This is a genomic window from Sulfitobacter sp. (genome assembly GCF_036961165.1).
Classification (GTDB): Bacteria; Pseudomonadota; Alphaproteobacteria; order Rhodobacterales; family Rhodobacteraceae; genus Sulfitobacter.
This window is the reverse complement of the sequence record NZ_JBALVJ010000085.1, coordinates 1-12434: the sequence shown is the minus strand read 5'-3', so window position 1 is coordinate 12434 and position 12434 is coordinate 1. Positions and strand designations below refer to the sequence as shown.

The window sequence follows — 12434 nt, the reverse complement described above, 5'->3', positions numbered from 1 at the left end:
TTGACATAGTGTCATCCTTTGGTTTGAGTTGACGGCAGACATAGAAAGGGCGCGAAGCTGCGAGACCTCGCGCCCGTTTGAAAGCCTTTCGGCCCCAAAATCCTCAAAGGTGCTGCCAAGCCCTCCGAGGCAAAACTGGTGTGTTAGATGTGTTGGCTGGTGTTGCTAACCGTGCGAGCTGCAATCCACTTTTCCAGATCGGCACGGCGGTAGCGTACAGAGCGGGAAGATACCTTTATAAAGTCAGGTCCGCCGCCGCGATGCCGCCAATTCTGTAGCGCGCGGACTGAATAGCAAAGGATAGACGCGGCTTCGCGCTCGTTCACTAGGTTATTGGATAGAGTCTGCTCCGAAATATGTTTCACATGTCGCTCCATTGTTATTCGGTGTCTGAAAAACAAAATGCAGCGTCAACGATGTCACGGCAAAGGACATAATTGCAGCAAGTTTGGTCCCTTTTTGTCTACGGGCTGTCTTCGCTGGTCAATGCGCGCTTGATTGCCTTCCCAAGCGCACCGTTGCTAAAAATTAATTTCGGATCATAGGCTTTTAAAAGTTTTTCAACAAAATCATAGAACTGACCTTGATATAGGCTGGATGCGCCATTGAAAAAACAGTGTTCAACAGCGAGTTTTCCAGACCCGTTTTCGAAAGTTGCACCAAGATCCAATAAGAGCTCTGTCAAAGCAGCATTCGAGACGGGGCGGCCCTTTTTTTCGACTGCCGTTTTTATTTCTTCGCGTACAGAACCAAGTACCGTCGAAAGCTGACTGCTCAAAGCTGTGATCTCCGGAAGTTCTATTGAAACAGCTGGATCGGATTTCATGAGAATGCTGCCCAATTGCTCCAAATGAATTTTTGTGTCTAAGATCTGAAGTGCGTCGGGATGCATTTCGCCCAATATACTTAGTGATCTCAGCAGGCTTTTCTCAAGCTTCTTCAAATGATAAGTGCTTCGAGCTTCGGCGACTTTTAAGCGCTGCTTTTCTCTTACCTCATAGCGTTCCAGCAACTTAAGGATGCGCACCTTGAACTGTCTTCGGTTCGTTTTGCCACCCTGAATATTGTGCAAATCCTCGAACAATGCATCTTTGAGGAAACCGTACTTAACGTCCCTTCTGTCCTCGTCTGCTTGGAAGATTGCTTCGAACTTCCTCTCAAAATCGTCTGACATAATGATGAAAACCATCTTTCAACTAAGGCAAGGCACGAAGTTCTTTTTTTTCGTGCTCGGATTGAGGATACTCGCGAAAACATAAGAAAATAGAACTACGTCACACTACCTAAAGTAGCGGCCAACCTGTTTGCAATCTGTCCCGCCGCCTTTTGAACAGCACCATTAGACAAATGTGCATAACGTAACGTAGTGGACAAGTTTTTGTGGCCTAAACTCTCTTTAAGCAAAAAGTACGATTAGCCTACCACACGTAGCTTGGGCTGGTCCGTCACGGAACGCCTCATAGCTCCAGCCAAACGGCTTGCGACCGATCCTGCAGCCTTCTGTACCGCCTCATCTGCGAAGTGCGAATAGCGCAGCGTGGTCTGCAAATTCTTATGGCCCATGATTTCTTTCAGTAGAAACGGGTCAATCCCACTCATGACGGCGACACTTGCATAAGTGTGCCGTAGATCATGCATGCGAACGTCATCAATTCCCGCTTTTGCTTTGATCCGCCGCCATGGCTTTTGCAGGTTGATAAGGTGGCCGTCTTCGCTCTCACCTAAGATCACGTACGGATTTCCAGCCACACGCGGCAACGACATGATCACTTCATAGGCTTCACGCGGTAGGGGAATACGACGCCGCCCCGTCTTGCTGTCAGGCAGTTCAAGATGACGAGCGGTCACAAAATCCCATTGCAGCGTCAGAATTTCTCCTAAGCGGCATCCTGTCAGCATCAGCAAGTAGATCGCTGAAAGCGTGTAAGGCGTCTCCTGCCCCGTTTCTAGCGCCTCTGCGAGCACGTCACCTAGCCTTGCTTGCTCATCATCTGACAAGTAGCGCTTTTTCTCTTCCTCTTTGAATTTCTTGATGCGCCGTGCTGGGTTTGCGCCGTCTTTCCGCATGCCCCAATCTTCTGCCAAATTGAACATCTTGGATAAAATACTGACGGCGCGATTTGCCATGTATGGTCGGTCACGCATGCCATGGTGAAAAGCCACGATTTCTGCGCGGGAGATATCAACGATCTTACGCGGTCCCAGCTTGGGCTTGATGCAGGTCCGAACAACAATCTCGTAGCCCTTGCGGGTTGACGGCTTGCAGTGGTGCTCAGCGTATTCGGTCAGAAAGCGATCACACAATGCCGCCATCGACGGACCACGCAAATGCTGTTGACGATCCTCAGAAGGATTGCCTCCTTTCGCTACCTCCCCCAATAGCTTTCGCGCTTCATTGCGGGCTTCTTCAGCGGTCAACACGCCATGCTGCCCAATGGAGCGCCGTCTAGTCCTCCCGCCTGCCCTATACTGCACCAGATAAGATTTCCGGCCCGATGCGAACACGCGAACACCAAATCCGGACAGTTCCGCGTCCCAGACGAGATAGTCGCTGCCGCTGACTTCCAGCGCTTCAACTGACCTCTTTGTTAACTTTGACATTGCTTGCACCTTTTCATTTTTCCACTCCTGCCCTCCATTTACGGAAGCACTACGGAAGCACTGAGCAGCGAATTATAGCGCTGAACATGGTCCACGAGCGCACAAGCGGTCAATAATAAATGTTCATTATCAATGATTTATGGGCGTTAAGCGTATATTGGAGAAAACGGGCGAAATGGCACTGACGGGGCTGTTAATCAATTGGTCGTAGGTTCGATCCCTACCGCCGGAGCCATTTTACCTTAATATTTCATGCACTTGCCTGAAATGGACAAAGGTTCTTTGGCATAAGGTTTTTCACAGTAGTCGTATAGTAGTCAGTCTTGCTGGAAGAGATCATCTGATGTGTGAGTTGCATTTTTTATCAGCTGCACTGAAAATATGAGATACCCTGACTGACGGGGAACGCTGACTATTTCCTCTCAACCACATGGGCAGATAGCGGACCTTCGCTGCGTCTTGCACCGACGGCAGCTTTGCGCAGATAGTGTACTTTGCAAAGTCGCACTAACGGCCCATAGCCGCCGTTCGTCATAGAGGTGACTGCTGCAACGCAGCTTCCGCAAAGCAGTCATTCGCGGTCAGATCTGAACGGGCCTGAGGTGCGTGGCGACGGTGGTTTGGCAATTAAGGACACAAGCAGCCCTTTTTGAGAGACTGAGATCGCAACCGGATTGTTTAGCAAAAATGTCGACAGTACCAAGATTACTTTACAGAATAACCCATCCCACATGCGAAGGGACATTTGCCAATTGATGTAATTTCTCAACTGGCAAATGTGCGTTTTTTAACGACGCAGTCAGGCAGCGTCGGACCGTTTCAGATCATATTCCGCAGAGATAATATCGGCTCCCTTTTCGCCGATCATGATAGAAGCAGCATTTGTATTTCCGCTGATGATGTCTGGCATGATACTTGCGTCTGCCACCCGCAGATTTGCGACGCCGTTCACACGCAACGTGGGATCAACCACGTCGCCCATGCGACAGGTTGAACACAAGTGATAGACAGTGACCGAGTAGTGCAAAGCCATGTTTTCAAGCAGCGCATCGCTTGGCGTCTGACCCTGTACATACCCGTGCTTTTTTGCAAGTGCGGGCGGAACATTCAATGGGCCGGGCTTGTTCTCGCCTGGCCAGTTTTCGGCAATGTCCAATGCTTTGCGCATCACGGCAACCATAACTTTCAAATCATGCGGATCAGTAAAGTAGTTCATCCGGATGATGGGTGCTGCGGCAGGATCGGCACTGGCCAGCACAATCTCGCCCTTGCTGTGTGGAAGGACCGGGTTGGCAAGCAGGATCATATTTTCCTGATCCGGGGCCAGCGTCTTTTCTGAATCCTCAAAGAAGGTAGATAGATCGATGCGCAACCGATCTCCCAGCAGACTTGCGTCATATCCACAAGGAACATAGCCAATTTGCGCATCATGGCTGTGCGTGTCCCCCAGTCCCGTCGAAAAGAACGCTACAGCATCATAAAGCGAGGAGGAAACAAGGCTTTCTCCTGTTTCCATCCATTGACCAATACGGCGCTCGGCTTCCGCCTTAAGGCCAGCAAGCTCAGGGGACATTGATGCATCATCCGCCGCATCAGTCGGCAACGGCCCTGCGGGTGCGCGCAATGCGTCTGGTCCAGCCGAGACGCCAATCTCTGCAATCGGCACGCCGATGCCAGGGGCGGGGAAAAACAGCGCACAATGCAGGTGATCTTTGAGGTTCTTACCGACACCGGGCAGCTCGTGGCGGCATTCAATATCAACGGCCTCGATTTCGCGGCGCGGGCCAATCCCGGAGAGCATCAGAATTTGCGGTGATCCGACAGCGCCCGCACTCAGAATGACCTCACGCGATGCACTTATCTGATGCAGCGCACCGTCCTCCGCCTGATACTCAATTCCAGTAGCGGTCAGATCGTCTGCACCGTCCGAAAGCAACACCCGCGTCACAAGAGCATGCGTGATAATTGTCAGGTTCGTACGGTTTTCTGCTTCGCCCGCCAGAAAGGCACGGTACGTGCTGGAGCGCATGCCCTTGCGGGTCGTCGTCTGAAACAATGACGCCACGCCGGATGGTCCACCGCGGTCTCGTCCGTTGTAGTCTCCGGTCGGGATCCCCGTTGCTCCGGCCGCTTTGACGAAATCGCGCGCTGCCGGAATAACCGGTGACCGTACCGAAACACCCAGCGGGCCACCTGTGCCATGGGCCTCACTATCCACCGAAATTTCGTTGCTCGGTGTCAGGTCCTCGCTCTTGATGAAATAGGGCAGCACATCGGCATAGCACCAACCGGTGGCACCGCCTTCTGCCCACGCGTTGAAATCGCCGGGGTGGCCGCGCACATAGGCCATATAGTTCAGACCCGATGATCCTCCCAGCATCTTGCCACGCGGAACCGGCATCAGGTTGTCTATCAAGCCCAGGCCAGCGTTGCCCGGATCGGCTGTGTACATCCAGTCGACCTGCGGATCCAATTGCAGGCTCGCAACTGCGGCCGGCATCATTTCGTGGTCAGGGGGCGTGCCGCCCGCCTCCACGAGTGCGACGCGGCAGTTTGGATCTTCGCTCAGCCGGGTCGCAATGACCGCTCCCGCTGAACCACCGCCTACTATGATAAAGTCATATGTATCGGACATGCTTCTATTCCCTCCCCAAACAAAGTCCCGGCTTTAGCCAGAAACTTTCAAACGACATTCCGGTCTGGAACGCCTCCATCCTTACGCTGCGCTTGTTTTGCCGTTCGAACAAGGCGTTTGAAGCCCTGAAGAAGGAAACGCAGTTACGCCTTATTCTCAGTGACATCGGGCGAACCGTAAGGCTACTGAAACCTCAGATCGTCAGGTGCGCCCACAGTATAAATCAGCCGGTCAGGGCCGTCGTTTGTGCCGTTAAGTCGCCTTAATCACGTGCCGGTCGTCGCAGCGCCAGACGGCAGAACATGTTCATTCTTGAAGCCTGATTCCTATTTCAGTCTCTTGCTTCATTGATCACAAAGCGTTTCCCCGAAGAATTGTCCCGCGCGCGCGGCGATAAGCTCCTTATCGTTGTCCAGCGTCGCGACATGGTACGAATTGTCCAGCCAAAGGAGTCTGATGTCCGACGACTTGATACCGCGCATGATCCGCAATGCGTTCGAGGGATGAACCACGTGGTCTTCGCGCGACTGGATGATCTGTACCGGGCAGGTGATGTTGTAAAGCGTATCGCCGATCGCGGCTTGCGCCAGATATACTTCGCGCAAGCAGGACACCGGAACCTCCGAATAGGCCAGTTCGGTCACACCGGATGCTTTGATGTCTGATCCGATGCCCGGAATGCGGTCAGGCGCGGCGGGGTCAAGCACAAGCGTGGCAAGACCTCCGTCGTTCTCTCCGGCAATTGCATTGATTGGCACAATTCCCGCAATAATATCGGGGTAGCGCGCAGCGAGGGCAAGCGTCAGCATCCCCCCCATCGACAGTCCAGTCACAAAGACCGGTTTGCCGCGTTTGGCCAGTTTGTGCAAAGCGGCGTCAGCGGATGCCATCCAGTCGCGATACCCGGTCTTGGCCATCTCATCTACGGATGTGCCATGCCCTGCGAGACACGGACCAAGGACATGAAAACCATAATTCTCGTTCAGCGACTTTCCAAGAAAGTGCATGCTTTGCGTCGTGCCGGTGAAGCCGTGCAAGACCAGCACCGATGGGCCATCACCGTCGAATTCGAATGGCTCGGCACCTTCCATGTAATTTCCCATCCAAAGTTCTCCCTTTGAGTTTAAAAATTTCGAAGCAGGTTATTTGTTCCTGCGCGAAGCATAAACCATTGCGGCGACTGCAATAATTGCGCCTTGTATCATCAGTTTTCCGGGTTCACCCAACCCCAGGGACGTCAACAGATTAAAGCTGAATGTCAGCATGAAGGCGGCAACAGCGGGACCAAGCACACCGCCTTTTCCGGCCCCGAAAGTGACACCACCAAGGATCACCGCAGCCAGAGAATTCAGCGCAAGGTCACCGCCGATATCCATGCTTCCGACGCCAACAAAACCGACCAACAGCAAACCACTGAAGACAGCAAACAGACTGGACAGGATGTGAACCATCGTCACTACTTGAATGTAGGGAATGCCAGACGCCCACGCGGCATTGGGATTGGCCCCAATCGCATCGACATAGCGGCCAAAAACGGAAAACCGCAGGAACAGGGCGGCGGGGATCAAAACGCCCAGCCAGACAAACAGCGCGATAGGAAATATGCCAATCCGCTTCTGGCCTATGAATTTCAGCACCTCCGGCGCATCGCCGGGAGCGTAGAACTGGCCAAGCGATATCACAACGCCAGTCAGGATCATCGCCATAGCAAGGGTCACGATCACCGACGAAGCCCTTAGACGGGTAATAAAGAACGCATTGGTGGCCCCAACCGCGAGACCGAATAATATGCAAATCACGATCAAGACAGGCTCGGAATAGGGCAGCGCGCCACTGGTCAGAATATAGCTGACTGCGACGATAACGCCACCAATCGACAGATCAAGCGACAGCACCCTCATGCAGATCGACTGGCCAATCACGGCGATGCCAAGCGGTGCTGCCTGCCTTACGATCAACAACAACAGCAATGGCGATAAAAGCATTGGCCGAGTAAAATAGGCGAACAGCAGCAACAGCGCCGTTCCCAGATAGGCAAACGGCAAGTTTAAAAAGAAACGGGCACATACACCCAGTCGGCTGCGCTTTGATACTGGAGTATCCAATGTCGTGACCGTCATGCGCCAATCGCTTTGCGGGGTTGAAGGCTGATCGCGGCCAACAGCAGCACGCCCGTCGCCGCCGCGCGAATGAAGGGCGACACGCCAATCAAATTCATCCCGTTTGTCATGAGACCCAAAGCGACAGTTCCTGCAATAACACCGGTCACACTGCCGATCCCTCCGGCTAACAGTACGCCGCCAAGCGCAATCGCGGTAACAGACTCAAGGCCAAAGTTTGCCCCCATCGTCGCGTCCGCCGAAGCGACCCGGGCAGACAGAAAAAAGCCAGCCATAACCCCACCAAGAGAACACAGAACATAGCAAGAAATTCGATGGAAGATCACATTCACACCGTTGCGGGCAGCGTTGTCGTCGTTTGCGCCCACTGCAAAGATCCTCAAACCAAATCGGGTAGATCGCAGCATGATCGCGGTCCCTGCGGCAAACACCAGACACCAGTAGAAGGCGGCTGGAAGGCCTAAGAATGAGAAATCGACCATCGCCTCGAGATAGTCCGGCACGTCGCCCCCGGGCACCGGCAGGACCAGCAGGGCAAGTCCCTGAAGAAAGGTCAACGAGGCCAACGTCATGACAAGAGGATGCACCGCGAACACAGTCACCCCTACACCATTAACAAGGCCGACCATCAATCCTGCAATCAATGCCAACGGTACGGCAAGAGCAGGATCCACCGAGACAATAATGGCACTGGTGAGACTGAGAACTGATCCGACTGACAGATCAATACCGCCGCCAATAGCGACAATCATCTGGCCCAGAGCCACAATCAAGAGAGCGGTAATCTGGGCATTTACATTGGAAATGTTCTGGACGTTCAGAAAGTTGGGCGAGGCAAAGCTAATGAAGATAAAGATCGCAATCGGTAAACTGATCGCCACAACCCCCAAACCCGAACGCCCGGGGAATCGCAGAATGTTGAACCTATTCATACGACGACTTCCAATTCTTCATGTAAACCCTCACCCAAGGCCAAACGCGTGACCCTTTCTTCTGTCGTTGTTGGACCATTGAATTCGGCCACAAAAGCCCCGGCACGCACCACAAGAATGCGATCGCAAAGACCCAGCACTTCGGTCAATTCACTGGATGTGATCAGAACCGCGCCACCGGCGTCGGCAAACTCCCTGAGCAATGTGTAAATCTCGGCTTTGGCACCGACATCGACACCACGTGTTGGCTCTTCGACCAGCAGCACGTCCACGCCTGACGCCAGCCAGCGGCCAATCATAACTTTCTGCTGATTGCCGCCAGACAGAGCACCGACCGCCTGATCTGAACCCGCCGATGCCACGCGCATCTGACCCAAGAGTGTTTCTATTTCATCGCGTTTGATCCGCGCACGTCGCCAGATGGATTGCTCTCGCAACATGCCAAGCGCCATGTTCTGGCGAATGGAAAGCGGCAGGTATAAGCCTTCGATTTTGCGATCTTCTGGAATAAACCCGATCCCGGCCTTTGCTGCAGCAACGATTGTGGGCCGCACGGTGTTTTGATCCGGCGCGCCGTCGATATGTTTGCAAACGTGCCCTGAAATCGGCGCATCAATCCCCGCAATCGCCCGAATAATGGCCCGCTGCCCTTGACCCTCAAGACCTGCAAGACCCAAAATTTCACCCTTTTCGAGCACAAATGAGACCTGCCCCGGAAATGCGCGGGTCGTCAGATTATTGATGCTCAACAGGGGTTTCGGAGAAGATCGTGGCCCCTTTCGCGCCGGAAATAACTGGCCCAGTTCGCGGCCGACCATCAAAGACACAAGCCGCTCCCGGTCAATATCGGCCACTGGATAGGTTGCGACATGCCTGCCGTCCTTGAGGATCGAGACCTCGTCACAGAAACGGAAAATTTCTTCAAGACGGTGACTGATATAGAAAATCAGTTTACCTTCGGACTTTATCGTCAGGATCAATTCGGCAAGCTTTTCGACCTCAGGCGCGTTCAGGGCGGCGGTCGGCTCATCCAGAATAAAAATTTCGGCGTCCGCGGCGATGCCTTTGGCTATTTCAACCATCTGCTGCTCGCCAACTGAAAGATCACCGCAGAATGTTCTGGGTGAGATGTTGCTTCCCAATCGCGCCAACGCCGCTTCTGCCCGTCTCTGCATTTCGCCGCGATCCACCAGCCCCATGCGGCGCGGCTCCCGGCCAAGGAACATATTTTCGGCGACGGTCAAATTGGGCAGCAGCGTCAGTTCCTGAAAGATGGTTGAGATGCCATGGGTGCGTGCGTCCTTGGGCGAGGTCAGAGCAACCGCCCTGCCATGCAGATGGATTGCGCCCCCATCAAGCCGGTGAACACCTGCAAGAAGGTTCATCAACGTCGATTTTCCCGCGCCATTCTCGCCGGTGACGGCGTGGACAGTTCCGCGCACGCCCTTGATTGAGACATCACCAAGGGCGATGTTCAACCCAAAGCGTTTGGTGACGTCAATAAACTCTACGATAGTCTGAGCATGGGCGTTGGGGTGCCCATGCTCAGATTCCTCCACTGGGCTTTGTATCGACATCTGCAGTTCAGCGTTTAAAGTTTTTGCTGATTTCTTCCTCTGGCAGCGTCGATGTCACCCAGAACGCGTCATTCAGATCGTCGCGGTAGAAGTCCTTGAGGGTCTCATTCGTGATCGGTGCCGGATCAGAATAATAAGCCTTGTTCAGAGTTTCCCCCTCAAGCAACGATACAGTCGCACGGACCAATGCTGGCCCGATACCCGGCGTATAAATAGGTGCTACCGAGTCGAGATTGTTTTCAGTCCAGATCCGCAGGAAGCCATTGTTTCCCTCTCCTGTCATCGGCACCAAAGGCTTACCCACATCCTTGAAAACATCAATGCACGCGCGTGTCATGTCGGCACCCGAAAACCAGATCGCGTCGACAGGTTGCCCTGACAGCACCAAGTTTTCGCAAAGCTGCTTGCCTTTGGTATAGTTCCAATCCCCAAAGACTTCAGCACCGATCTTGATATCCGTCCCTTCCAACGCTTCGGTCATGCCTTCATAGCGCAGTGTTTCTTCGTTCACGCCCGCGATGCCACGAAATGCCCAGATTGTCCCCTTACCATCCAGTTTCTCCTTCAGCCATTCGCCGCCGGTGCGCCCGAAAGCCTTGCCGCCAAGATTGAGTTCAACTGCAGAGTTCAGCACGCCCTCGGAAGAACCGTAGGTAGTCACAAGGATACCCGCCGCGATAGCCGCGTCGACCTGTTTTTTGACCGAAGCAGGTGCCATCGGTGCCACGATGATGGCGTCAACTTTTCGGGCGATCAAGTCTTCGAGATCGGCAACTTGCTTTGCGGGCGCCCACCCTGCTTCGGTAAAGATAAATTCACTGATCTGATCGTTTTGTGCAGCCGTGTATTTGGTCTCTTGAACCATTTGCACGATCCAAGTGTTGCCCAAGCCCGGGAATGACATACCGATGGTCCAAGGCCCGTCCTTCTGGAATTCGCCAGCTTTAGTCATTTCTTGTGTGGTCGGGTCCAGCAGGCCCGGCACCAGTAAGTCTTCTGCGTGCGCAATCGTTGCAGCCGCAGCCAATCCCGTCAAAGCCAGCGCACACGCCTTTGATATCATCGTGTTCATTCGGTATCCTCCCAGATATTTTATTTCTTATCACGGCTGTGCCATACTTGACGTGCAAAACACGGACTCTGAAATCAAGTCAGTTCAAACCAGCCTTTCGATGATTAGCGTCGACAAAAAACGTTTTAGCAAATAGCATTTGGCGATCATGTGATAGTTTATCGCTATCGCGATCAAATGCTCAGGAACGGGTTTACAGTTGAAGCCAACGCGGATCGATATTCGTCACATGCGCTATATAATTTCCGTTGCAGATGCCGGCGGTTTCAGGGCCGCAGCCAAGGCCCTGAACATCGTACAGCCGGCGATCTCGAAATGCGTTAAGGACGCTGAGCTTGATCTTGGATTTCTAATCTTTGAGCGTAACCCGCGCGGCATCAAACCGACAAATCGCGGGCTGCAGTTTATCGATGACGCGCGCCAAGTGGTTGCACTGTTCCAAAGGGCAATTCGTGCATCTCGGCAGAATGATGAAGGAACCACAGGGCATGTGATCGTTGGTTATTCTGCCTTAGCAACTTCGCAACAAATGTCACCCGGCCTCGAAGCCTTTCAGGCGTCCTTCCCCGAGGTGCAGATTGAAATGCACATGATGTCCACGGATACGATCATGAAATCGCTTAGGACGGGAAACATCGACATCGGTTTTCTGTTGTCTCACGCCAGCGTAACTGAACCTGATATCCGACAGCGTCCGATCTGGACAACGCAAATCGGCATCGTAACACCCCATGGCCCAACTTCATTTACACTGGACGCACTTCGGCAGCTCCCCTTCGTCATGGGTTTGAGAGAAAACTGGCGATCCTACAGAAACTTGCTGGACAAGGCCTGTTCTGACGCAGGAATAGAACCCCGCATCGTCGACGAAGCTTGGGATATTCAGGTCATTTTTCAGCGCATCGCTGCAGGACGCGGGGTTACGTTTTATCCAATGTCAGCGGCACAAAGCTTGCCCGCAACGCTGTCCATCGTTCCGATAGAGAATTTCAAAACTGACCTGACAATTTCCGTGGCATGGAGCGCTGCATCAGACACCGGATTACTGCAGACGTTTCGCATGATGTTTGAATAGTAAAGACAATTCATATGCGCGTGCGGAATTGACGGTTCTGGCCATGGGTCCTTGAATGACCGCTTTTCCAAAATCGTCGCTCGAAGTTTGCAATCGCAGCTAATGCAAACTTTCCGCCCCCTTCTGTTGGAGGAACACGAACGCCCCAAAGCTGCCGTTCGCGTTGCCGCCGCACGCTGCGTTGCAGCTTCCCCGAAGCAGACATTGATCCGTTGCCGCAGCATTATTGACGCCTAAGGTCTGCTATGGGCGGCGATTTCAACGGGTCGACGCAACACTTTAATCTTTAGCCAAAGATGGAGTGATCAAAATGAAGTATCGTCGCCGCGTATTTTTCACGGACAAGCAGAAGTCGGAGATTTGGGACAGAGGTGGTCCCAGTAATTCGACCAGTTTGCAGCCAACTTAAGGTGGACCAAGGT

At 53.2% G+C, this 12434-nt stretch carries 10 protein-coding genes; 1 reads left to right on the top strand and 9 read right to left on the bottom strand.

Annotation, left to right across the window (positions count from 1 at the left end; all coding sequences use genetic code 11):
- Positions 1–143: 143 nt before the first annotated feature.
- From V7730_RS19850 to V7730_RS19810, 9 genes are all read right to left on the bottom strand, one after another.
- Positions 144–365: a helix-turn-helix transcriptional regulator gene (locus tag V7730_RS19850; RefSeq protein WP_335749309.1), complete on the bottom strand. Its 222-nt coding sequence runs from the start codon at positions 363–365 to the stop codon at positions 144–146.
- A 98-nt stretch (positions 366–463) separates the two neighbouring features.
- On the bottom strand, positions 464–1174 hold the full coding sequence (locus tag V7730_RS19845) for a hypothetical protein (RefSeq protein WP_335749308.1): 711 nt from the start codon (positions 1172–1174) through the stop codon (positions 464–466).
- A gap of 239 nt (positions 1175–1413) precedes the next feature.
- Positions 1414–2601 carry a tyrosine-type recombinase/integrase gene (locus V7730_RS19840; protein WP_335749307.1) on the bottom strand — a complete coding sequence of 396 codons (1188 nt, stop codon included), beginning with the start codon at positions 2599–2601 and terminating at the stop codon, positions 1414–1416.
- A gap of 799 nt (positions 2602–3400) precedes the next feature.
- Positions 3401–5236: a GMC family oxidoreductase gene (locus V7730_RS19835; protein ID WP_335749306.1), complete on the bottom strand. Its 1836-nt coding sequence runs from the start codon at positions 5234–5236 to the stop codon at positions 3401–3403.
- Positions 5237–5580: 344 nt separating this feature from the next.
- On the bottom strand, positions 5581–6339 hold the full coding sequence (locus tag V7730_RS19830; protein ID WP_335749305.1) for an alpha/beta hydrolase: 759 nt from the start codon (positions 6337–6339) through the stop codon (positions 5581–5583).
- A gap of 39 nt (positions 6340–6378) precedes the next feature.
- On the bottom strand, positions 6379–7356 hold the full coding sequence (locus V7730_RS19825; protein WP_335749304.1) for an ABC transporter permease: 978 nt from the start codon (positions 7354–7356) through the stop codon (positions 6379–6381).
- Positions 7353–8288 (bottom strand): ABC transporter permease, encoded by a 936-nt coding sequence (locus V7730_RS19820; RefSeq protein WP_335749303.1) that lies wholly within the window; start codon positions 8286–8288, stop codon positions 7353–7355. Before V7730_RS19820 ends, V7730_RS19825 begins: the two co-directional genes overlap by 4 nt.
- Positions 8285–9865: a sugar ABC transporter ATP-binding protein gene (locus tag V7730_RS19815; RefSeq protein WP_335749302.1), complete on the bottom strand. Its 1581-nt coding sequence runs from the start codon at positions 9863–9865 to the stop codon at positions 8285–8287. Before V7730_RS19815 ends, V7730_RS19820 begins: the two co-directional genes overlap by 4 nt.
- Positions 9866–9872: 7 nt before the next feature.
- Positions 9873–10937 (bottom strand): ABC transporter substrate-binding protein, encoded by a 1065-nt coding sequence (locus tag V7730_RS19810; protein WP_335749301.1) that lies wholly within the window; start codon positions 10935–10937, stop codon positions 9873–9875.
- Positions 10938–11166: 229 nt separating this feature from the next.
- On the opposite strand from V7730_RS19810, the gene V7730_RS19805 reads away from it, so the two are divergent.
- Positions 11167–12012: a LysR family transcriptional regulator gene (locus tag V7730_RS19805; RefSeq protein ID WP_335749300.1), complete on the top strand. Its 846-nt coding sequence runs from the start codon at positions 11167–11169 to the stop codon at positions 12010–12012.
- The last annotated feature ends 422 nt before the right edge of the window (positions 12013–12434 follow it).